Source organism: Xanthomonas theicola (assembly GCF_014236795.1).
In the GTDB taxonomy this organism is placed as follows: domain Bacteria; phylum Pseudomonadota; class Gammaproteobacteria; order Xanthomonadales; family Xanthomonadaceae; genus Xanthomonas_A; species Xanthomonas_A theicola.
Map to the genome: position 1 here is coordinate 282,082 of NZ_CP049017.1, position 23,846 is coordinate 305,927.

Genomic DNA, 23,846 nt, shown 5'->3' on the forward strand with positions numbered 1-23,846 from the left:
AATAATATAGCGCCGCTTCATTCGCTGATTCGAATGTTTTTATTGTCATTTACTCTCATCCCCCCGGAGAGACAACGCCATGTTTCTGTCAACCTATATCGCAGCGCTATCCGCCCTGGCCCATGCCGAAACGTTGCCAAATTACTCCGGCAAGATGCTGCGTGGAGCCTGGCCGCAGGCATTGCACTATCTGCAACGTCGTCGCGATCGGGAAGGTGGCGATGGCGATTACGATCCGGACCTTCTGTGCGCCATCGGCGACGGACTGTTGACGATGGAATACGAGGAAGAGGCCGAGGAGGCCTACCGCCTGGCGCAGAAACGGATGCGCCATGACGGCGCCTGCCTGCGGCTGCATTCCTGCCGCAATACCGCCTGGCAGATGCTGCACCTGCGCAGGCTCAGCGCGGCGCTGAACTGTTTCAGCCAACTGGTGGCCGACCGCGACGCCGATCCGCTGCTGCGCGCGGAGAGCCTGATGGGCAAGGCGCTGTCGCACTTCCATCTGGGCCAGAGCATGCTGGCGCTGCAGGTCGCCGAGCGCGCCCAGGCGGCGGCGGCGGAGAGCGCGATCGGCGATCGCCTGGTGCCTGTCGCGCGCGCGTTGCGCCTGGACATGCTCGCGCAGCTGAGCATCCGCCGCGCCGAACGCCTCATGGACCACGTGTTCTGGCAGGTCACGGTCTGCAACGAAAAATGGACCGGCGCCTTCGACGCAGACGAGATCGAGCGCTGCACCGCCGAGGTGGCTGGGCCGATGCCGATGCTGGCGCGGCGGCTGCAATTCGTCGGCGCCTTGCTGCGCATGGCCGCCGGTGATGTCCGAAGCTTCGATATGGTCCTGGATACGCTGTCGCACGTTGCGCCTGCCGGCGGGCGCAACCCGCGGCATGGCGCCAAGCTGGAATTGGCCCTGGCCACGCTGGCCGCCGGACGCGCCGACCTGGCCGAGCGTGCATTGGCCGGCGTGGCCGGGCAGACCTCGATGCGCTGGGATCTGGAGCTGGAGTACTGCCGCGCCAAGATCTGCCATGCGGCCGGGCGTACCGAGCAGGCCCTGCGCCTGTACAACCGCTATGCCCTGGATGCGGTGCAGTGCCTTCGCAGCGAGGTGCAGGTGGCGCGATCGCTGGAGTACGGCGCCGCGACGCCGTGCAGCGACGACATTTCGGCCCGGCTGCCGGCCAAGTACCGCCGGGCATATGCCTACATGCTGGAGAACGTCCATCGGCCGGACCTGTCGATCAACGAAGTGGCCGCGCAGATCGGAGTGACCGGGCGTGCCTTGCAGCTGGCGTTCAAGGCCGCCACCGGCATGTCGCCCACCCAGGTGCTGCGCCGCTATCGCATGCAGGGCATCCGCGACGAATTGCTGTCCGAATCCGGCTGCGGCGGGGTGCTGCAGGCGGCCGAACATTGGGGCGTGGTGAGCCGCTCGGCGCTGGTCAAGGGCTACCGCCAGCAGTTCGACGAAGTCCCCGCCGACACCCTGCAGCGCTAACCCGGAGGCAGAATGGAACAGCATCGTTTGCGCGCGGCAAAGGGCCCGCGCGCATTTCTGGCGGCGGTGTTGGCGCTGTGCGCGCACGCCGCCATCGGCCCGGCGACGGCGACGGAAGTGCCATGGCGCCACGGCAACTTCCAGTACGCCGTCGAGAACAAGGATCTGAAGGAGGTGCTGCGCGACTTCGCTTCCAGCCAGGGGGTCATGGCCTGGATCTCGCCGGAGGTCAACGGCACGGTCAGTGGCAAGTTCGCGACTCTGCCGCAGACGTTCCTGGACACCTTGGCATCCAGCTACGGTTTCGTCTGGTACTACGACGGCACCGTGCTGCGCGTGTGGGGCGGCAACGAAGTCACCAGCGCGACCTTGGCCCTGTCCGCGGCCAGCACCGACGAAGTACAGGCCGCGCTGGAGCGGATGGGCGTGGTCGACCGACGCTTTCCGGTCCGCTACGACGCGGCGGTGCGCACGCTGATCGTGTCCGGTCCGCCGGGGTACGTGGACGCCGTGTCGGCGGTGGTGCGCTCGGTGGACCGCAGCAGCGGGTTGCGCGAAGCCACCGAGACGCGCGTGTTTCCGCTGCGCTATGCCCGTGCCGCCGATCGCGCCGCGCAGATCGACGGCCAGAGCAGCCAGATCCCCGGCCTGGCCACCTTGTTGCGCGGCATGTACGGGCGCGCCGGCGCCACGCAGGCCGATGGCGGCGCCGGCGCCGAGCAGCGGCGCATGCGCCCGCTGGGCGAGCGTGGTGATCCGGGTGTGACGCGGATCGATTCCAGTGGCGGCGGCAGCGGCGCTTCGTCCGCCGTGGGGCTGCCCGGCAACTGGTTCGGGCTGGGCGGTGGCGCCCAGGCCCCGGTCAGGCCGCCGCTGCCCAACGGGGCGGTGGCCGACGCGGCGGCGCCGGCAAGTGCCGGCACCGGCAACGGCGCCGCCGCGCGCGCCGCGGACCAGGACGCCGGCCCCGCCGCGGACCTGCCTTACATCCAGGCCGATCCGCGCATCAACGCGGTGGTGATCCGCGACCGCCCGGAGCGCATGGCCGGCTACGCCTCGCTGATCGAACGACTGGATGCACGCCCGCAACTGCTGGAGATCGATGCGACGATCATCGAGGTGCAGGACGGCGCATTGCGCGATCTCGGCGTGGACTGGCGCTTGCGCAACCGCCACCTGGATCTGCAGACCGGCGACGGCAAGGCAGCGGCGCTGGACTACCGCGCGCCGGGGCTGGGCGATACGTCCGACGGCCTGAGTCCCAGCGGCGGCGTGCTCACCGCCGTGCTCGGCGATGCCGGGCGGTTCCTGATGACGCGGGTGTCGGCGCTCGAGCAGAGCAACCGCGCCAAGATCGTCTCCACGCCGAAGGTGGCGACCCTGGACAACGTCGAGGCGATCATGGATCAACGGCAGCGCTTCTTCGTCCGCGTGGCCGGCTACCAGAGCGCCGACCTGTACGGGCTGTCCGCCGGCGTTTCGCTGCGCGTGCTTCCCACGGTGGTGCCGGATTCGGACGCCAGGCAGATCCGCCTGGACGTGCACATCGAGGATGGGCAACTGACCTCGCAGACGGTCGACCAGATTCCGGTGATCTCGTCCAGCCAAATCAATACCGAAGCCTTCGTCAACGACGGCGAGAGCCTGCTGGTCGCCGGCTACGAGAGCAACGACGACGAGAACCGGGTGAGCGGCGTGCCCGGGCTGTCCAATGTGCCGGTGCTGGGCCGGCTGTTCCAGCACCGCTCCAAGCAGCGCAGCAGCGTGCAACGATTATTCCTGCTGACGCCCCATGTGGTCTCGCCCTGAGCAATGGCGGGCGGAGGCGCCTCGCTCGCGGGTGCAAGCCAGGCGCGGACCCTCAGTTGAACGACATGCCGAGCGAAGACGACGCCTGCGGGCCGATGCCGTTGATGCCGTTGCCGTCGCCCATCCTCGACATCATCTGCATCAGCAACTGCATCAGCACCTGCATCAGTTCGCTGCTGATGTCGTTGCCGCCCTGGTTGCCGTTGGCCACGCCCGTGAACGGCGAACCGTCCGCGCTGTTGGCGCCATCGGTCTGGCCCTGGCTCTGCTGCATCTGCAGCAGCATGGAAATCATCAGCGCCATCATCTGGTCCAGTTGCGAGGAATTGTTGTATTGGCTGGCGTCGTAGTTGGAGTCCCTGGAAAAGGCGCTGTCGGACGCGGTGTTGCTGGTGATCGTGTAGCTGGGGAGCGTGATGTTCATGACTGTTATCTCGTGGCTAGGGTCGATTGGTTGGCCGCAATGGCCTGGGCGTCCTGCCCGTGAGCTACCTTAGGCATCGCGTCGGCGATCGGGCGGCCACCGAACGAAGCTGGACCGCCGCCAGCGAAGAAACCGCAGCGCTGGCGGCGAGCAATCGATGCGCTCGCTTGTTTCTTCGCGGATGACGCGATTGGTTCGTAAGCCGCCGCCGCCGCGCGCGTGCATCGTCCTATGTTGGACGACAGCGGCGTAGTCGACCGCAACGCCGCGGACCGCGACCGGTCCGCCCCAACATGCGAGGACGTTGCGATGAGTTTTTCGAGTTTCTTCAAGAAGATCGGGCATGGCATCAGCCATGCCGCGCACGAGGTCGCGCACGATGTCGAATCTGCCGCGAAGAATGTGGCCAAAGGCGTGGAAGGCGTCGTGGAGCATGGCGCCGGCGCCATCGACGATGCATTGCACGGGGATTTCAAGGATGCCCTGAAGCAGATGGGGAAGGCCGGGCAGTCGGTGGCCGATACGGTCAAGGCCGAGGCCAGGCTGGCCTTGACCGCCGGCACCGCGATGGTCGACCTCACCCTGGGCAGCTTGGCCGATGCGCATTTGAGCAAGGGGTTGACCAAGCTCGCCCAATGCGCCAAGGGCGTCGTGGACCACACGCGCGACGGCCTGGACCAGACCGTCAACCAGTTCGTCGATTCCAGCGAAGGCGTGGTCAGCGGCGGCCTGCGTTGCGCCGGCGACGTGGTGCATGGGCACTTCGACCGGCTGGGCAAGGACGGTCTGTCGGTGGCCGGCGATGCGCTCAACGTGGGCATGTGCCTGACCCCGGAAGGCGTGGCCGAGAGCGTCGGGGCCAATGTCGCCAGCTCCGTGCTGCATGGCACGCCGCTGGCGCAGTTCAGCGCGGTGGCCGGCGACGCATTGGCGCGCAAGCCGATGCAGATGCTGAAGGACACGGCCTCGACGGTGGCCGAGGACGTGGCCGCGCCGGTGGTCGATCCGTTGTTGCAGAGGGCGGCCGCCGGCCGCTCCAGCGCGGTGTCGCCGCGCGCGGACGCCGGGGAGCAGGCCGGGACCGGGGCGCAGGCCACTGGCGATTCCGCGCCGCTGCTCGCGGCGCTGGCGCCGGGCGGCGGAGCGTCGATCGCCGGCGGTGCCAGCGGCTACAGCGTGCTGACCGCGGCCGACGACGATTCCGGCCAGGAAGGGCACGTCGGCCTGGAGGTGCTTGCCGGTGTGGCCTCGTTGTCCGTCGCCGGCGGCGGTTCGGCGGCGTTGCATAGGGCGTAGCCGCATGCGTGGCGCAGTCGTCTTGCTGGTGGTCTGGTTCGCCACGCCGCTGGCACATGCAGGGTGCTTCGAGCAGGCCGCGGACTACCAGCAGGTCAACGCCCGTGTGCTCAAGGCCATCGCATGGCAGGAATCGCGCGGCAGGCCGCAGGCGATACACCACAATGCCAACGGCAGCGTGGACTACGGGCAGATGCAAATCAATTCGATCCACCTGCCGCGCCTGTCCCGCTACGGCGTGTCCGTGCGTGAGCTGATGCATCCGTGCGCCAGCGCCTACGTGGCGGCCTGGCATCTGCGACAGATGATGAACAAGTACGGCAATAGCTGGGCGGCGGTCGGGGCCTACCACTCCGAAACGCCGGGCGAGCGCGACCGCTATGCACGCTCGGTGCGCCAGATCCTGGAATCGGACAAGCGGTTCGCGCGCTTCGAGCAGGCCGGACCGCTGCCGCAAGCGCCGGATTGGCGCACCGCGCGTGCCGACGGCCCGCCGGGCGCGGCAGCGCATCCGGCGGCGGCACGCCGGGCGCCGGCGGCAGGCGATCCGCTGCAGATCGCCGAACGCATGCTGCGGCAGCATCCACCGCCCGAAGACGACCGCTGCCTGTTTGCGGATCTCGCTGCATGTTGAGCGTGCCGGTCGGCCACCGCCGCTGCCGCGGTCGGCGGTGCCAGGCGGGACCCATGTCCGGGGTTGCGCGCCGTGCCGCAGGCAGCGCATCTGCATGCACCGCCGGCGTGAGTGCCGGGCGATGGCCTGCGCGATTCAGTGCGAATCGCGGCCCACGCGGTCGCCGCTGCCGCCGACCAGGAAATCCAGGTCGGCGCCCAGGTGGGCCTGCTGCACGTGCTCCACGTACAGCTTGCTCCAGCCGCGCTCGGGGGGCGGCAGCGGGGTCCATTGGCTGCGCCGGCGCAGCAGTTCCTCGTCGCTGACCTCCAGGTGCAGCGAGCGCCCGGGCACGTCCAGTTCGATGATGTCGCCGTCGCGCACCAGCGCCAGGGCGCCGCCGGTGGCGGCCTCGGGGGAGGCGTGCAGGACCACGGTGCCGTAGGCGGTGCCGCTCATGCGCGCGTCGGAGATGCGCACCATGTCGGTGACGCCGGCGCGCAGCAGCTTCGGCGGCAGCGGCATGTTGCCGACCTCGGCCATGCCCGGGTAGCCGCGCGGGCCGCAGTTTTTCAGCACCATGATGCAGTCGGCGTCGATGTCCAGGGCCGCGTCGTCGATGCGCGCCTTCATGTCCTCGATGCTCTCGAACACCACCGCGCGGCCGCGGTGCCGCAGCAGGTGCGGCGAGGCGGCCGAGGGCTTGATCACCGCGCCGTCGGGGGCGAGGTTGCCGCGCAGCACGGCGATGCCGGCGTGTTCGCGGAACGGGGTGTCCAGCGCATGGATCACCTCGCGGTTCCAGCACGGCGCCTGCGCCACGTTCTGGCCGAGGGTGCGGCCGTTGACGGTGGGGGCGTCCAGGTCCAGTTCGGCGCCGAGTTCGCGCATCACCGCCGGCAGCCCGCCGGCGTAGTAGAAGTCTTCCATCAGGTACTGGCCGGACGGTTTCAGGTTGACCAGGCATGGCAGCCGCGAGCCCAGTTGGTCCCAGTCGTCCAGGCGCAGCGGCACGCCCAGGCGCCCGGCGATGGCCAGCAGGTGGATCACCGCGTTGGTGGAGCCGCCGATCGCGGCGTTGACCTTGATCGCGTTCTCGAACGCGCGCCGGGTCAGCACCTGCGACATGCGCAGGTCCTCCTCGACCATCTGCACGATGCGCCGGCCGCTGAGCCGCGCCAGCCGCGCGCGGCGCGCATCGACGGCGGGGATGGCCGCGCTCTCCGGCAGCGACAGGCCCAGCGCTTCGACCATGCTGGCCATGGTCGAGGCGGTGCCCATGGTCATGCAGCTGCCCTTGGAGCGCTGCATGCAGGCTTCGGCCTCGACGAACTCGTCCTGGGTCAGGGTGCCGGCGCGGACCATCTCCGACATCTGGATCACGCCGGTGCCCGAGCCCAGCGGCTGCCCGCGCCAGTTGCCCGACAGCGACGGGCCGCCGGACAGGCCGATGGTCGGCAGGTCCACGCTGGCCGCGCCCATCAGCAGCGAGGGGGTGGTCTTGTCGCAACCCATCAGCAGCACCACGCCGTCCAGCGGATTGGCGCGGATCGACTCCTCCACGTCCATGCTGGCCAGGTTGCGGAACAGCATCGCGGTGGGCCGCATTTGCGTCTCGCCCAGCGACATCACCGGGAATTCCAGTGGGAACCCGCCGGCCTCGTAGACGCCGCGCTTCACGTGCTCGGCGAGTTCGCGCAGGTGGCCGTTGCACGGGGTCAGCTCCGACCAGGTGTTGCAGATGCCGATCACCGGGCGCCCGTCGAACATGTCGTGCGGGTGGCCTGCGCTCTTGAGCCAGCTGCGGTAGTAGAACCCTTGCTTGCCTTCGCGCCCGAACCACGCCTGGCTGCGGCGGACCGGTTTGGTGGGTGAGCCCATGCTGGCGGAATCCTCGCGTCCTGGTCGGCCCGGAGCGGTGCCTGCGCAACCGGGCCCGGGGACTTTACGTTGGCGATGCTAGCGGGCATATTGATACATGAAAAATAACAAATATCTGCCAAAAGATATTCTTTTTCGTATGTAGAATACCTCTCCACCTAGAGCGAAACGGCTATGGACAACTCGGCAAGTGTGGCCCCTCCCCGCACCGGCAATGCAACCTACGGCAGCCTGCACGGGCGCCGCGTCTTCATCACCGGCGGCGGCTCGGGCATCGGCGCGGCCCTGGTCGAGGCGTTCGCCGGACAGGGCGCGCAGGTCGCCTTCATCGACATCGCCGAACAGGCCAGCGCGGCGCTGGCCGAGCGGCTGGCCGCGGCCGGCCTGGGCCGGCCGTGGTGGCGCCGCTGCGACGTCACCGATGTGCCCGCGCTGCAGGCGGCGCTGGGCGAGGCCGCTGCCGCGCTGGGCGATTTCCACGTGCTGCTCAACAATGTCGGCAGCGACGACCGGCATACGCTGGAGGCGGTGACCCCGGCGTACTGGGATCACCGCGTGGCGATCAACCAGCGCGCCGCGTTCTTCGCCATCCAGGCGGCGGTGCCGGGCATGCAGCGGCTCGGCGGCGGCTCGATCATCAACCTCGGTTCCACCGGCTGGCAGACCAAGACCGGCGGCTATCCGGTCTACGCCACCGCCAAGTCCTCGGTGAACGGGCTGACCCGCGGCTTGGCGCGCGAACTGGGCGCGACGCGGATCCGCATCAACGTGCTGACTCCGGGTTGGGTGATGACCGAGCGCCAGATCGCGCTGTGGCTGGACGAGGCCGGCGAGCGCGAACTGGCGCGCAACCAGTGCCTGCCGGACAAGGTGATGCCCGAGGACATCGCGCGCATGGCGCTGTTCCTGGCCTCGGACGAATCGCGCGCGATCACTGCGCAGGAATTCGTGGTGGACGCGGGCTGGAGCTGAGCGGCGGCGGCGAATTTGTCTTTGCTGGCGTAGGTGCGGGTGTCCTGCAGGCTCTGGATGTTGAGGTCGCCGCCGATGGCGGCGCGCACCGTGTCGGCGGAGAGGACGGCGCCTTTGAGCGTGGTGTCGTGGCCGCTGATGATGGTGGCGGCGTGGCCTGCCGACAGGTGGCTGTTGCGCTGGGTGACCTCCATGCCGTCGGCCTTGCCGTGGGCGCCGCTGGCGCTGGCGGTGAGGCCGGCGGCGGCGCCGCCGGCACCATAGGTGACCGCCACGCCCACTGCCGCGCTCTTGCTCTTGCTGGTGCTGTGCTGCTCGACGGTGTTCTGTGCCGCTTCCAGGGTGATGTCGTGGTCGGCGGCCAGCAGCAGGGTGTTGCCGGCGGTGATGTCGCTGCCGCGCACCAGGAGTTTGCTGTCCTGGCCGCCGCCGGTGGCGATCAGGTTGACGGTGCCACCGGCCTGCAACGTGGAGCCCTTGGCGGTGGAGCTGCGCTGCTGGGTCTCGCTCTGGCTCTGGCTGCCGCCCACGGTGACGGCGACGTTGACATTGGCCGCCTGCGCCGCACCCTTGGCGGTGTCGGCGTTCATGACACTGCTGGCGGCCCGGCCGGCGCCATAGGCGCTGTAGGCCGCCGAGGCGCCGGCCAGAGCCTGCAGGCGCGGGTCGCCTGCGGCCTGCCGGCCGGCGTCGGCACTGCGCACGGCGGCCTGGGCCAGGTTGAGCGCGCCCGCGCTCAAGGTGACCGACAAGCCGCCTTGCTTGAACGCGGTGCGCTGGTCGGTGCTGGACGTGTCATGCACTTCGGTGATGGCGATGTCCTTGGCCTTGGCGGTGAGGTCGCCCTGCAAGGCCAGCACGTCGCTGCCGGTGATCGCCAGCGTGTTGCCGGCGACCAGGGCGACGTTGCCCTCCAGGCTACCGACCGTGGTGCCGGTGTGGCTCACATCGGCGATGTCGGCCTCGGTCTTGACCGTCTGCTTGCCGAGGGTGACGCCGATGCCGCCGCTGCCGAACAGGCCGGATTTCTTGACCTGCTGGTCGTGTTCCTCGCGGTGCGTGCTCTGCGCCGTTGCCAGGGTCAGGTCGTGGCCGGCGGCCAGCACCACGTTGCCGCTGCCGACGAGTTGCGCACCTTGCGCCAGCAGGTCGTGGCCGGCCACGGCGCTGATCCGTTCGCCGCGGTGCCGCCGGCGTTGTTCAGCGCCTGCGCGCGGGTGTCGACCGCGACCGTGCCGCCGACCGCGCTGCCGCGGTTGGACAGGCCGGCGCCTTCCAGGCGCAGGGTCGAACCTTATGGGATGAATGTTTCGCTCCACTGGCTAAAATCGAATTGGCCGGGATTGCGCCGCAACACATGCGCGCAGTAGCGATCGATCGCATCCACTGGATCGTGCAATACCCGCAGGTTACCAATATCACCCTCGTGAACATGGTAAACCACCTGATCCCGACGTGTGGAGCAGACGAAGAACTGGTCTCCCACAGGACCGCCAACGCCGACGGGTCTGGTGTCCAGGAAACACCTGAACTTTATTCTTTTTATGCCATCCTTTTTTTCCACCGCATCTGGAAACAGCTCGACGATCTTGGGCAGCCACTTCTTTTTCCAGCCCTTGCCGAGCGTCTCCAGGTAGCTGTCCGCATCCTTCCATTTGGAAGACGGATGGCCGATCAGCTGACGATTGGCCAGGTAACTTTCGCCCACGCGCCCCGGGATGCGCCAGCCATCGGTGCGCCACAGCCAGGACTTTGCCAGACCATCGGGCAGGCTGAGCAGGGAACCGAAGCTGTCGTTGCCATCCTCATACGTATCACCGGGGAATGTTGGAGACACTTCCACCATACGATCATGCATATCGAAAAAAAGGACCGTAACTGGAATACGCGGCTCTTCGGGATTCATCAGATCCTTGATGAGCATGATTCCAAGCAGCAGCGGCCCCGAGCCTTCCTGGAAAGCAGCATATGACTGTGGCTGAAGTTGCTTTAGCGGATCCAGCACCCAATCCTTCCCGCGCGACAGCATTCCAGCGATGTCATCGTTTGTAATGCCTTTTTTGTTCACTTCCTTTAAGAAATCGTAGCCCTCCGGAACGTCCTTGATACGTGAATACCTGCCCCCGTTAAATGCCTCATTGAACTCAATGGCGGAAACTCCCATTTTTTCCCAATCCACACTATTTTCGTCAACACCTCGTTTCACTTGACCTCTCCTTCCGCACGATATCGCGCAACAATACGCCTAACCTTGCCTCTGAATGCAGCCTGAGAATCATCCAAGTATTTCTTATACTCCGCACTCACCGGCCTCCCATTCCACGTACTCCATCCCTCTCCAAGGCCCTCCACCTTACACCCCTTGGAGCAGTTCGGCGATGCCAGCATCGGTTGCAGATTTGCGGGATCGTTCAATATTTCGTTCTTGAGGCTCTTGGGCAAATCATTGAATCCGTCGATCGCTCCAATCGCATTCTTCGGCAAGATATGATCAACATGCACCTTCGCCGTGGCCGGCACCACCTCTCTGGCGCCCGTCAACGGATTGATCCATGTCAGTTCGTTCTTCGCATTCGCCCAACTGCCGCTGATGACCTTGCCATTCAGCCAGAGCGTCTCTCCCGCGGCTTTGACCACAGGACGCACGATCAAGCCGATCGGTTTGGCGACGATCGCCGGCAGCGCCGCAAGCGCAATATCGGTGCCAGCGCCTTGGGTGTCGCCTTGTGCAAGCTGACGCGCGATACCGATCCCCATCCCGATATCGCCGGTAAAGCTTTCGACGATGGCCTGGCCATCCCGGCCAATCCCGGCCGACGCGTAGGCCAGCAGTTCAGGGTGATAGAGCTCTTGCAATGTGTTCTTGCTCAATCCCGCCGAGCCGAGCGCGTCGTAGACCTGCTTGAACTGCGCCGGGTTTCTTGCCAGCGTCGTCCCAAACTGGTGGACGTCGTTGTACTCCTTGTCCGTGGCTCGAAACGCCTGTCCCCAATCGTAACTACTGTGATTGCCGTGCAGGAAATACAGCGCCTGCGTGTCGACGGTGTCTCGGCCAACCTGCTTGGCGATGGTCGCATCGACCTGCGCGGCCGCTTCAACCGTCAAACGCCGCTTCGCGTCTTCGACGCTGATGCCCTCCTGGCTCGCGAATGCCTCGGCGTTTTGATTGATCCAGTCGATCTCGACCTGATGCAGCTGCCGGTTGTTGGTGTCTTCGTTGAACGCACCGGCCGCTCCCCCGGCGCCGCCGGCGACCGCGCCCAGGCCCGCCGCTAGACCTGCGCCGACGGCTTGCTTTACCCCTTCCGGCAAATCCTTGGTGATCGCATCCAGCCCCCGCGCCGCGGAGGCGCCTGCGCCCGCACCCAGCGCGCCCTGGACGCCACCGCCCAATAGCCCCATCGCCGTGTGCGCGGCGACGCGGTATTGGCCACCCTCGTCCCACTTGGCGGCTTCCGCCGCGTTGCCCTGCGCGCGCAGTTGCGATGCCTTGTGCGAGGCATAGTCGCCCACCGCCTTGCCCGCCTGCTGCCCAAACGTCGCAGTGATCTCGGCCCCGGCACTGACTTGCTGCTGCAGTTTCTGCCCGTCCCAACCCTTGACCAGGCCGTTGGCGCTATCGCCGGTGAGCACGTCGCGGTGCAATCCGGCCAGGGTGTCCTGGACGCTTTGCCCGGTCCTGGCCTGCTGCCCGGCCTGGTCGGTGATCGCCACCGCGCCGCCGCTGATGCCGCTGGTGGTCAGCGCGGTGTCGCTGCCGCTCTTGCTAGCATAGCCGGCACCCGCACCTTGCGCGCCGCTGCCCTGGTTCTGCCAGGACCAGGTGCTGCCCTTGTTGGTGGTCGGCGGCGTCTGGGTCTTCTCGCCGCCCGTCTTGCCGCCGCCGGCAGCGTAGCCGCCCGACAGGCTGATGCCGTTGGCGTCGTAACGGCTGGTGTTGGTGATGTCGCTGACCGTCAGCGTGCCGGTCTGCAGGCGGTTGGTGCCGGCCGCCACCGCCGCCGGGGCGCTGGCGATCACGCCGCCCTTCAGGTCGGTGTTGCCGCCCACGCGCAGGTCGAAGCCGCCCTTGCCGGCCTGGATGCCGCTCTGCTCGGTGACGCTGGCAAAGTCGCCGTTGACCTGGTTGCTGCTGTAGCTGGCGCTGCCGCTGACGCCTGCCCCGACGGTCACGCTGCCGCCGACCGCTTTGTCCTGGCTGGCGTAGGTGCGGGTGTCCTGCAGGCTCTGGATGGCCAGGTCGCCGCCGATGGCGGCGCGCACCGTGTCGGCGGAGAGGACGGCGCCTTTGAGCGTGGTGTCGTGGCCGCTGATGATGGTGGCGGCGTGGCCTGCCGACAGGTGGCTGTTGCGCTGGGTGACCTCCATGCCGTCGGCCTTGCCGTGGGCGCCGCTGGCGCTGGCGGTGAGGCCGGCGGCGGCGCCGCCGGCACCATAGGTGACCGCCACGCCCACTGCCGCGCTCTTGCTCTTGCTGGTGCTGTGCTGCTCGACGGTGTTCTGTGCCGCTTCCAGGGTGATGTCGTGGTCGGCGGCCAGCAGCAGGGTGTTGCCAGCCTTGACGTCGCTGCCGCGTACCAGGAGTTTGCTGTCCTGGCCGCCGCCGGTGGCGATCAGGTGGACGTTGCCGCCGGCCTGCAGGGTGGAGCCCTTGGCGGTGGAGCTGCGCTGCTGGGTCTGGCTCTGGCTCTGGCTGCCGCCCACGGTGACGGCGATGCTGACATTGGCCGCTTGCGCGGCGCCCTGGGCGCTGCCGGAGGCCAACGCGCTGCTGGCGGCCCGGCCGGCGCCATAGGCGCTGTAGGCGGCAGACGCACCGGCCAGGGCCTGCAGGCGCGGGTCGCCTGCGGCCTGCTTGCCGGCGTCGGCACTGCTCACGGCGGCCTGGGCCAGGTTGAGCGCGGCCGCACTCAAGGTGACCGACAGGCCGCCCTGCTTGAACGCGGTGCGCTGGTCGTAGCTGGACGTGTTATGGACTTCGGTGATGGCGATGTCCTTGGCCTTGGCGGTGAGGTCGCCCTGCAAGGCCAGCACGTCGCTGCCGGTGATCGCCAGGGTGTTGCCGGCGATCAGGGTGACGTTGCCCGCCAGGCTACCGACCGTGGTGCCGGTGTGGCTCACATCGGCGATGTCGGCCTCGGTCTTGACCGTCTGCTTGCCGAGGGTGACGCCGATGCCGCCGCTGCCGAACAGGCCGGTTTTCACGGTCTTCTTGTCGTGCGCTTCGCTATGCGTGCTCTGTGCCGTTTCAAGGGTCAGGTTGTTGCCGGCCGCGAGCACCACATCGCCGGTACCGACGATCTGGGTGCCCTGCGACAACAGATCGTTGCCTGCCGCAACTGAGATTTGCTCGCCGCTGAGCGAGCCGGTGATCGCCAGGCGGTCGTGCGTTTCGTCGTGCGTGGTGACGGTCTTGCCGGACAGCGCTTCCTTCTTGCGGACTTCCTTGTCCACCACCGCATCATGCTGCTCTTGCGTGGCCAGCAGCGCGATGTCGCGGCCGGCGGCCAGGGCGATGCCGCCGGTCTGGCTGGCGGCGGCGGTCGAGGCCAGGCTCAGGTCGCGGCCGGCTTGCATGACGATGTCGCCGCCGGCGCCGAGCTGGGTGCCGCGCACGGTCTCGTCGTAGGTCGCGGTGGCCAGTGCGTTGCGCTTGGTGACGGTGCTGCGCTCGCGTGAGCTGCTGTCTACTGCCGCCGCGCTGTTGAGGTCGCGCCCGGCCTGCAGGGCCAGGGCCTGGCCGGCGCTGACCTGCGCGGCGGTCAGGGTCAGGTCGTTGCCGGCGGCCAGCACCACGCGGCCGGCGCCCTGCACGGTGGTGCCGAGGTGGGTGACCTCGCGGCTGCGCTGGACGTTGCGGTCGTTGGCGGTGGTGTCGGTGCTGTGGGAGAGCGTCTGCGTGCTCAGGTTGAGGTTGTTGCCCGCCACGAGCTGGGTCACGCCGTCGGTGCCGGCGTTGCGCAGTTGCGCGGCCTGCAGGGTGACGTCGCCGCCGGCCGCCACCGACAGCACGCCATGGCCATGGCTGCCGGTGACGTACAGGCCGGCGACGCGCTCGAGCTGGGTGGTGGCGACCTGGTGGTCGCCGGTGAGTGTTTCCACGGTGGAGGCGACGGTGACGTTGCCGGCTGCCTGGACGCTCAACGCGTCGACGGCGGTGACGGTGGCGCCTTCGATGCGGATGTCGCTGGCCGCGCGCAGCCCCACCTGGTCGCCGCTGATGCGGCCGCCCAGGTGTTCGATGCGTCCGGCGTCGATGGACACCCGCTGGCGTCCGGCAATGGTGCCGGTGTTCTCCAGGCCGCCGGCCAGGGCGAGGTCGACCTTGGCGCCGGCCAGCAGCGCGCCGCCCTTGTCCAGGTCGCCCGGGCGCAGGCGCAGGTACACCTGCGGCACCAGCGCGGTGGTGGTGCGGCCGTCGGGCAGGGGGATGGTCTGCTCCACCAGCCAGACGATGTCGCTGGTCAGCTGCGCCATCTGCGCTGCGCTCAGCGCCACGCCCGGGCGCAGGTTCCAGGCCTTGCCGACGGTGGCCCCAGCCTCCAGCAGCGCCTGGTACTGCGCCTCGTCGCTCTTGTAGCCTTCCAGGAAGCGCCGCCCGGTGAGCTGGCCGATCTGCTCGCGCACCAGTTTTTGTTCGTAGTAGCCGTCGCCCAGGCGTTTTTGCAGGGTGTCGGCGGAATGGCCCATCTGGTTGAGCAGATAGTCCGAACTCAGCCAGGTCTTGTGGTCGGTGAAGCGCGGGTCGGTCTCGACCAGGTAGCTGCCGCCAGAGGGTCTCACCGTGAACAGGCTGCCGGTGGGGGCGCGTGTATCGGGTGTGCCCATGGCGATGCGATCCGGTGAACCGCCGGCCGCCTCCACCACGCGCGCGCCGCTGACCGGGCCGCTGCTGCCGACGCTGCCGACGGTACCGGTGCTGCCACCGCTGGCCGCCTGCGTGCCTGCGGCAATGGCGCGATCGGCGGCATTGGCCGCCAGGCCGCCCGGACCACGCACAGCGCCTGCGCCGGTGCCGGTCGGCGCGGTCTGCGGTCCGTGCAGGTTGAGGTTGGCGAGCGCTGCGCCATTCTGGACGTTGGGTGCGTCGCGGCCCTGGTTGAGGTTGCTCAGGTCGCCCACGTCGATGCGCAGCGTGCCGCCACTGGTGATGGCGCCGCCCACCTGGCCGATCTGCTCGGAGATCGACGGGTTGCTCCAGTGGCGCGTGGTGCCGTTGTAGGCCGTGGACACGTTGCTGAAGTGGTGGGTCCTGAAGAGCGTGTAGGCGAGGTTGGTGACGCTGGCCTGGCGGGTGAGCCCGCCGATGGCCAGGTCGCCGCCGGCGGCGATGCGCGCGTAGGCGTTGCGCAGGGCATCGGTGCCGATGCGCATGGCGCCGCCGGCATGGATCACCGCTTCGGGACCCGCGCCGGGCTGCAGCACGTCTTCGACCACGCTGCGCGTGGCCATGCGATGGTGTTCGTTGTCGCCGAGTCCCCCGCCGCCGGTGCCCTGCGGGTTGCTGAGGATGCGGTCGGGATCGGTGTAGGTGAACTGTGCCCACAACTGCACGCAGTTGGTGGTGCAGGTGCCGTAGGTGTTGGAGTACCTCAGCGTGTCGCTGACGTAGCGGAATGTGGGCGAGCCGGGTTCGATCTTGGCGAGCTCGGCGAACGGATCGCCGGCGCCGGCGCCGACCTGGTCGGGGTTGGCCTGCCGGTCCCGCCGGCCGACGTAGTAGACGGTCAGCGTGCCGGTGCGCGGATCCAGCCGCGTGCGCTCGCCGCTGGCGCTGTACAGGCCGCCGCGTCCGAACAGGTAGGCGCTGGTCTTGGGGGTGACCCGGATGACCGCGCGCCGCACGCTGTACCCGTCGGGGGTGAGGTAGGGCGTGTCCTCCAGGATGTCCTCGGGGCTGAGGTAGTAGACCTCCCACGCGCTGTAGTTGCTGGTCGAGCGGATGTTGGAGGTGGCGTTCTTGCCGTTGTGGCGCCAGTTCGGCTGGTCCAGGCGCACCGGCGCCAGGGTCGTGGTGGTCTGGGTGACCACCACGTTCTGGCGGAGGTTGTTGATCGCGGTGGCTTGCAGGTCGAGATCGCCGGCCACCTCGATGGTGGAGCCGAGATTGTCGATCTGGCGTGCCACCCCGGTCGCGCGGCGATGCTCGTCCAGCGCCCCGCCGATGGCGGCATCGCCATCGCTGTAGATCAGGCCGCGATCGGTGTTGGTCAGTTGGCCGACGCCCAGGTCCAGGCGCTCGCGTGCGGCCACGGTGGCGACACGGGTGGCGCCGGCGATGGTCTCGGCACGGTTCTGCAGCGTGCCGGCGGCGATCGCGACATGGTCGCCATAGATGCGCCCGGTGCCGACGTTGTCCAGGGTTGCCGCTTGCAGATGGGTGACCGCGCCGTCGATCAGGCCGCGGTTGATCAACTGGCCGCCGGTCTGGACATGGGTGACGCCCTGGCTGGTGATCTCGCCGCTGGCGGCGTTGTCGACGTTGCGTGCGGACAGGTCGATGTTGCCCGCGCGCAGGATGCCCTGGTTGCCGAGGTCGCCATCGGTGTGGATGGCCAGCGTGCCGTTGGCGATCATCTGGCCGGTGTTGGTCAGGCCCTCGCGCAGGGTCAGGGTGAGGTTGTTCTGCGAATGCACCTGGCCGTCGCCGCTCAGGTTGCGTGCGGTGAGGCGCTGGTTGCCGTCCGAGCGCAGCAGGCCCGCGCCGTTGGCGACCGTATCGGCACGCATGTCCAGGCTGCCGCCGGACGAGATCTGGCCGCCGGCATTGTCCAGTCCCGAGACCAACTGCAGGTTGGCCGCCCCGTCGGTGACGACCTGCCCTTGCCGGTTGTCCAGCGTCTGCGCCTGCAACTGCAGTTGCCCTGCCTGCAGGCCGAGCGCGGCGCCGTCGATACGGGTGTTGCGGTTGTCCACGCTGGATGCGTTCAAGGTCAGCAAGCGGCCAGCAGCCACCAGGCCGGCCTGGTTGTCGAGTGCGCCACCCAGCGTGAGGTCCAGGTTCTGGCCGCCCTGAAGCCGGCCGCCCGCGTTGTTCATCGCCGCAGCGGTCAAGACGAGGTTGCCCGCTGCACTCAACGCACCTGCCGCGCCGTTGTCGACACTGGCCACCGCCACGCGCGCATCGCCTTGTGCGAACAGTGCGCCGCCGCGGTTGTCCAGGGCGCCACCGTCCACTTGCAGGCGGCCGCCCGCCAGGATGCCGCCGTTGGCGCCCGAGCCGGTATTGGTGATGGATTGGCCATTGGTGTGCAGCAGCAGCTCGGCCCGCGACTGCAGGCGCCCGCCGGCGTTGTCGAGCGCGCCGCTGCGGATGTCGAGTGTGCCGACCTGGCTGCCGATGGTGCCGCTGGTGTTGTCCAGCGCCTGCGCGCGCGTATCGACCACGGCACTGCCGCCGATCACGCTGCCGGCACGGTTGGAAAGCCCCGCGCCTTGCAGACGCAGTGCGTTTGTGGCCTGGAGGGTTCCGCCGTTGTTGCCGATCGCGTTGTCGGTGACGATCGCGAGGTCGGTACCGGCGACGACGGTGCCGGCCGCGTTGTCGAGCGTGCCGGCGTCCACGGTGAGTGCACCGGCGCTGGACACGACGCCCTGCGCGCGGTTGTCGAGCACTCCATCGACGTCCAGCTGCAAGCCGCTGCCGGCCGCGTGCAGCGTGCCGGCCTGGTTGTCGACGCCGGCCGCATCGATGCGGCCGGCGCCGGCGAGCAGGATCTTGCCTTGCTGGTTTTGCAGCGCCTGTGCGATGGTCAGCGCCGAATGTCCGCGGCCAGCGGCCTGCAACGTTCCCCGGGCATTGATCAGCGTCCGCGCAGTCAGCGCCAGCAGGCCGTTGCCGCCGATGCTGCCGCCCGCGTTGTCCAGCGTGCCGCCCACGGTGAGCCTGAGCAACTGATCGCCGCTGGCGGTCAGTTGGCCGCCAGCGGTGGTGAGGGTGCCGGTGTCGACCGTGATGGTGCGTGCCGAGGTGGCGGCGTTGCGCAGGTCGGTGCGCTGACCGGTCACGCGCAGCGTGCCGTTGCTGATCAGCTTGCCGGCATTGCCGGTCAGTGTCTGCGCGTCGATCTGCAGCAGGCCGCTGCCGGCGTGCTGGATCGTGCCTTGGGTGTTGTCGAGCAGCGTGCTGTTCAGCGCCAGGTCGCCATTGCCGGCGAGTGTGCCACCGGCGTTGTTCAAGACGGTGGCGTGGATGTTGCTGGCGCCGTTGCCGCTGGCGACGATGCGCCCGCCGCGGTTGTCCAGGGTCTGCACCTGCAGGTCCACGCGGTCGGCGCCGATGTTCGCCTGGCGGTGATCGACATCGGTGGCCGTCAAGGACAGCGCGCCGGTGCTGGCGATCGTGCCCTTGCTGCCATCCACGCGTGCGGCCACGATCTCCAGGCCCTGTGTCCCGGAGTGGCTGAGCGTGCCTTCCGCATTGATCAGGTGATCTGCACCGACGTGCAGCGTGGTGCCGTTGCTGGCGATCCGGCCACGGGCATTGTCCAGTGGCCCGGTGACCTCGATGCGGCTGTCGGCGCTGCCGGCAGCGGTGAGGGTCCCGCCACGGTTGGACAGCGCCGCGGCCCGCAGCGCGAGCGCGCCATTGCCGGCGATGCTGCCGCCGTCGTTGTCCAGCGTCCCGCGCAAGCGCACGTTCAAGGCGTCGTTGCCGGTCGCGCTCAGGCTGCCGCCAGCGGTGCGCAGGCTGTCGGCGGCTATATCGATGTGCTCGGCCTGGGTGGTGCTGCCTGCGCCCAGATCGAAGCCGCCGCCGCGCAGTTGCAACGCGCCCAGGCTGAGCAGTTTGCCGCCCGCGCCTTGTAGCGTATCTGCGGCAATGCTCAGCATCCCGCTGCCAGCATGTTCGATCGCGCCTGCACGGTTATCCAGTGTGGACGCACGCACGCTGAGGTCGCCGCTGGTGGCAACGCGGCCGCCTTGGCGGTTGTCCAGCAGGGTGGTTGCGCGGACCTGCAATGCCGCGCCATTGGCGGCCAGGACGCTGCCGCCGCGATTGATGAGGGCGCCGGCTTGCAGCGACACCGCACCATTGCCGGAGATCGTGCCGGCGCTGTTGTCCAGGCTGCCGCCCACGATCACGCTGGCAGGTTCGCGACCGGCCGCCAGCACCGAGCCGCGTTGGTTGTCGAGCGATCCGGCCTCGATGCGGACGCCGGCATTGCTGGCGAGGCTGCCGTCGCGGTTGTCCAGGCGATCGCGCACCGTCAGTTGCAGCGCCTGATTTCCCAGTGAGACAAGGTTGCCGCCGGCGGTGGTGAGTGCGTCGGCTTGAATCTGGATCTGCTGCGCGGAGGTGGTGCCATCGGCAAGATCGACACCGCCGCCGGTCACGGCCAATCCACCGTTGCTGCGCAGACGGCCACCGCGTCCTTCGAGCGCGTCGGCAGCGATGCTCAGCAGGCCGGTGCCGGCGTGTTGAATCTGACCACCGGCATTGCCGAGCGTGCCGGCGCGCAGGCTCAGGTCGCCATTGCCGGCGATGGTGCCGCCATCGCCGTTGTCCAGACGCCCGCCGACCTGCAGCGTGGACGCCTGCGGCCCGGTCGACAGCAGCGAGCCGCCGCGGTTGTCGAAATTGCCGGCCTGCAAGGTCAACTGCGTGGTGCTCAACGCGGCATTGCGATGCTCGACCGCGCCCGCGCGCCAGCTGAGCGCGCCCAGCGTGGCGATGCTGCCGCCGGCACCGGACCAGTCCTGCGCGGCCAGTGCCAGCCCCTGCGTGCCTGCGTGTTCGATGCGGCCGCCCGCGTTGGCGACGGACCGCGCCGCGAGCTGCAGTGCCGCCGCATTGCTGGAGAGCACGCCGCGTGTGTTGTCCAGCAGTCCGCGCACTTGCCATGTCGCTGCGCCAAGACCGCCATGGCGCAGCTCGCCGCCGCGATTGCTCAGCGATTGGGTGTCCAGGCGTAGCGCGTTCGCCACGTTGAGGCGGCCTGCATCGTTGGCCAGCGCACCGAGCTGCAGGTCGGCATCGCCAGAGACGTTGAGCGTGCCGGCACGGTTGAGCAGATCGCCGCGCGCGCTCAGCGCGGCCACGCCAAGCCGGCCGCCGCTGTTGTCCAGGCCATTGGCGACCGACACCGATACATCGCCGCCCCCACCGATGCGGCCGCCATCGTTGTCCAGTAGGCCGGCGATGTTCAGTACGCCCGCCGCCAGCGGGGCGACGACCGGCGCTTGGCCGTTTCCAGGAGGCGTGACGGTGCCGCTTCCTCCATTGCTGCCACTGTTATCGGGAGTTCCGCTTCCGTTGTTGCCGCCTGTCGCGGGCGCGGTGCCCGCACCGGTCGAAGCAGTGCCCACTGCGCCGATGCTGCCCTCTGCGCGATTGCTCGCGCTGCCTGCGCTCAACCCGAGCGCCTGCACGCCGGTCTGCTCGATGCTGCCGCGCTGGTTACGCAGTGCCGTCGCGTCGATCTGCAACCGCTGCGCGTTCAAGCTGCCACCGCGATTGTCCAGATCGGCCGCCGTGGCCACGCGCAATTCGCGCGCGGCACTGAGCGTGCCGGCGTTGGCGATCCCGCCGCTGGCACTGATGCGCGTGTCCTGCTGCGATTGCAGCGCGCCGGTGTTCTCGAGCCGGCCATCGACCGTCACCACCAGTTCGCCAGCCTGCGCGCCGATGTTGCCCGCGTTGCGCACGCCGACCCCATTTTCGTTGCCGACCAGCCAGATCTTGTTGGCGAACATGCCGCCTAGCGCGCCGACGTCCAGCGCGAACGCCGGCGCCGGGCCGGCGGCGGCCTGTGCCGCGACCCGGCCTTGGTCGGCGCCGACCTCGTTGCTGCCCAGGCTGGCCTGCAAGCCATTGGCCCAGATCCCGGCGTTGACCTGCAGCGAGCGGCTGATCAGGTCGGTGTAGTCGGCACGGCGGGTGTCCAGGCCGGCGCCTTCGATCCGGATCGCGCCACCGCTCACCCGGTAGCCTTCCAGCGACCCGCCCGCCAGGATCGGCGTGCCGGTGGTCAGCGTCACCCGGCTGGCGTTGAGGAAGCCGCCGCCGTCGACCTGGATGCCGGCCGGGTTGGCGATGACGACCTCGGCGCGCTGACCGGCCACCTCGATGTAGCCGTTGAGCCGGCTGGCCGGGCCGTTGACCTCGTTGAGGATCACCTTGGCGCTGCCGGTGGCCAGCCACGGATTGCCCTGCACCCAGCCGCCGAGCTGGGTCTGGGCCTGCCCGCGCGCGTTGTTGAGGATGGCGCCTTCGCGGCCGACGTCGAACTGCGCATAGCGGTTGCGCGACACGCCGGCCGCCGAGGGCGTGGTGACGTTGACCAGCGGTACGCCATTGGGCGCGGTCAGCACGGCCGGACGTTCGCTGCCGGGCGCGGCGCGATCGCCGACCAGGCGCCCGGCCGACTGCGCCTGGGCGCTGACGACCACAGCGCCCCAGCCGAGCGCGCACCACACCGCCATGCGCAGCGGGGCGATCGCCGGCGGCGCCACCGCCGCGCCGCCGGCGCCGGCGTTCGCGCCCGGGGCGTGCGCCAGTTCCGAGGCCACCTGCCAGACCCGCAGCGCGCGGTTGAAGACCAGACGGTAGAGACGATTCATGTCACTGTCCTTTGTGCGATCAGTCGTGCCAGGAGAGGCTGAAGCCGAGCGTGGTGTAGGCGGTGGGGAAGTTGGCGGGCCTGCGCAGCGGCGAACCGGCGAAAGCGTCCAGCGAAAAATGCCGCCAGCCGCCGCGCAGGCCGAGCGCGATGCCGGCCAGGTGGTCGCCGGCCTGCCAGCGCGCCGACGGGCCGCCGATGCGGCCCTCGTCCGCGCCCAGGTAGGCCTCCAGCCCGCCGCCCACCGACAGGCTCAGTTCGTTGCGCAGCCACCAGCCGCGCTCGCCGCTGAGCGACAGCTCGCCATCGAAGCCGCGCACGCTGTAGCGCCCGCCGATCGCCCAACGGTCCTGCGGCGCCAGCGGCGTGCGGTTCCACTGCGCGCGCCAGGACGCGCTGTAGCGCAGGCGCTGGCTGCCGAACCGGAACGGCACGACCAGTTGCGCATCGGCGACGATCAGTTGCATCCGCGAGGTGCCTTCCAGCGGGATCCGCGGATCGAAGGCATGCGCCCGTTCCTCCGGCGCGCGCAGCGCGCCGAAGGCGCCGGTGCCACGTCGATACGCGACGCTGGCGTCGAGCGTGGCCGCGCCCAGGAACTGGCGATGGGTCAGGCCGAACTCCCAGCCGGCGGTCGCCCGCCGCTGCACCTGGATCTCGGTGTCGTCGATGAAATTCCTCGACTGCCGCCACCAGCCGCGGGCATAGGCACCGGACTTGCGCTTGGCGTTGCGCAGCAGCAGGCGGTCGATCCGCACCTCGGCGTTGCCGCTGCGGCCGCTGTAGTCGTAACGCTCGAAGGCACCGGCCACGCGCTGGCTGTAGTCGTAGGCGCTGGCGGTGGCGCCGAACAACCAGTAGCCGTACGGAACGTCGTAGTGCGCGGTCCAACTGCCGGTGTGCTTGCCGCCACCGTTGAACACGCCCTTGCCCAGGCTGACGTAGAACAGCTCGTTGAGGCCCAGCGGGTTGTCCAGCGACAGCGTGGCGTTGGCCTGCAGCTTGCCCGTCGCCTCGCTGCCGGCATCGTCCAGGCTCAGGCTGGCGCGCACGCGCGCGCGCTGCTGCCAGGCGATCGCCAGGTCGCTCTCGCCGGGGCCCGCGCCCTGGCCGTCGGCCGGCGCGATCTGGATGTCGGCGGTCACCGTCGGCACGCGCTGGAAGTTCTCCAGGCCCTGTTCGATGTCGCGCAGGTTCAGCAGCCCGCCGCTGCGCGTGGGGACCGCGTTGGCGATCGCCGCGCGCGCCGACCCCGGATCGGTGAAGCGAATCGCATGCACGCGCCCGGCGACCAGCGACAGCCGCAACGTGCCGCCGTTGAGGTCCTGCGGCGCGGCCAGCACCCGCGTGGTCACATAGCCGCGCGCGACCACCGCGTTCTGCACCCGCTTCATCACCAGGTCGATGCCGTCGGTGCCCAGGCAGCGCCCGGTCGCCGGATCCGACGCGGGATCGGCCGCCTTCAGCGCCCAGCGGAAGGCGTCGGCCGCGGCGCCGTCGAGCACGATGCGCGCAATGCGGAAGCACGGCGATTCGTTCTGCGGCAGCCGCTCCATGCCTGCGCTCGGCGCACGCTCCAGGCGCACGTCCGGACGCGCTTCCTGCTGCTCGCGCAACGCCCGCTCGCGCTCCTGCTGACGCAATAGCGCCTGCGTCGCCGGATCGTCCCCCTGCTGCGCCCAAGCCTGCCCGGCCACGCCCATCGACAGCACGATGCACCACGCAGCGCACGCGCGCGCCGTTCTCTCAGCCCCTGTCTCCACGGAAAACTGCCGCCTGAACTGATGG

9 protein-coding genes and 2 pseudogenes are annotated in these 23,846 nt (G+C 69.1%); 5 read left to right on the forward strand and 6 right to left on the reverse strand.

All coding sequences use genetic code 11. The annotated features are described in order from the left end of the window. The first annotated feature begins 154 nt into the window (after positions 1 to 154). Both G4Q83_RS01380 and sctC read left to right on the forward strand, forming a co-directional pair. Positions 155 to 1,501 (forward strand): helix-turn-helix transcriptional regulator, encoded by a 1,347-nt coding sequence (locus G4Q83_RS01380; RefSeq protein WP_185817401.1) that lies wholly within the window; start codon positions 155 to 157, stop codon positions 1,499 to 1,501. Positions 1,502 to 1,513: 12 nt separating this feature from the next. Further along, entirely contained in the window at positions 1,514 to 3,310 is a 1,797-nt protein-coding gene (gene sctC / locus G4Q83_RS01385) for a type III secretion system outer membrane ring subunit SctC (RefSeq protein WP_128419328.1), read from the forward strand. Positions 3,311 to 3,362: 52 nt separating this feature from the next. On the opposite strand, the gene G4Q83_RS01390 is transcribed toward sctC, so the two are convergent. Continuing rightward, positions 3,363 to 3,734 (reverse strand): hypothetical protein, encoded by a 372-nt coding sequence (locus G4Q83_RS01390; RefSeq protein WP_128419329.1) that lies wholly within the window; start codon positions 3,732 to 3,734, stop codon positions 3,363 to 3,365. 309 nt (positions 3,735 to 4,043) lie between these two features. Here G4Q83_RS01390 and G4Q83_RS01395 point away from each other — a divergent pair, with 309 nt between their 5' ends. Further along, a complete protein-coding gene (locus G4Q83_RS01395) occupies positions 4,044 to 5,030 on the forward strand; it encodes a hypothetical protein (protein ID WP_146095426.1) in 987 nt (328 codons plus the stop codon). Between the two features lie 4 nt (positions 5,031 to 5,034). Continuing rightward, positions 5,035 to 5,436 (forward strand): annotated as a pseudogene (locus G4Q83_RS22835) (lytic transglycosylase domain-containing protein); the annotation flags it as partial. 363 nt (positions 5,437 to 5,799) lie between these two features. Here the strand turns inward: G4Q83_RS22835 and G4Q83_RS01405 are convergent. Further along, positions 5,800 to 7,524, reverse strand: coding sequence for an IlvD/Edd family dehydratase (locus tag G4Q83_RS01405; protein ID WP_128421914.1), 1,725 nt, complete (start codon positions 7,522 to 7,524; stop codon positions 5,800 to 5,802). Between the two features lie 174 nt (positions 7,525 to 7,698). Here G4Q83_RS01405 and G4Q83_RS01410 point away from each other — a divergent pair, with 174 nt between their 5' ends. Further along, complete coding sequence (locus tag G4Q83_RS01410) at positions 7,699 to 8,496, forward strand: SDR family NAD(P)-dependent oxidoreductase (RefSeq protein ID WP_128421915.1); 798 nt, start codon at positions 7,699 to 7,701, stop codon at positions 8,494 to 8,496. 77 nt (positions 8,497 to 8,573) lie between these two features. Here the strand turns inward: G4Q83_RS01410 and G4Q83_RS01415 are convergent. From G4Q83_RS01415 to G4Q83_RS01430, 4 genes and pseudogenes are all read right to left on the reverse strand, one after another. After that, positions 8,574 to 9,815 (reverse strand): annotated as a pseudogene (locus tag G4Q83_RS01415) (hemagglutinin repeat-containing protein); the annotation flags it as partial. Continuing rightward, complete coding sequence (locus G4Q83_RS01420) at positions 9,791 to 10,702, reverse strand: hypothetical protein (RefSeq protein ID WP_246432236.1); 912 nt, start codon at positions 10,700 to 10,702, stop codon at positions 9,791 to 9,793. The pseudogene G4Q83_RS01415 and the gene G4Q83_RS01420, both read right to left, overlap by 25 nt. After that, positions 10,699 to 22,059: a hemagglutinin repeat-containing protein gene (locus G4Q83_RS01425; RefSeq protein WP_185817317.1), complete on the reverse strand. Its 11,361-nt coding sequence runs from the start codon at positions 22,057 to 22,059 to the stop codon at positions 10,699 to 10,701. The genes G4Q83_RS01420 and G4Q83_RS01425 overlap by 4 nt, the downstream gene beginning before the upstream one ends. Before the next feature lie 19 nt (positions 22,060 to 22,078). Continuing rightward, complete coding sequence (locus G4Q83_RS01430) at positions 22,079 to 23,761, reverse strand: ShlB/FhaC/HecB family hemolysin secretion/activation protein (RefSeq protein ID WP_128420967.1); 1,683 nt, start codon at positions 23,759 to 23,761, stop codon at positions 22,079 to 22,081. Between the last annotated feature and the right edge of the window lie 85 nt (positions 23,762 to 23,846).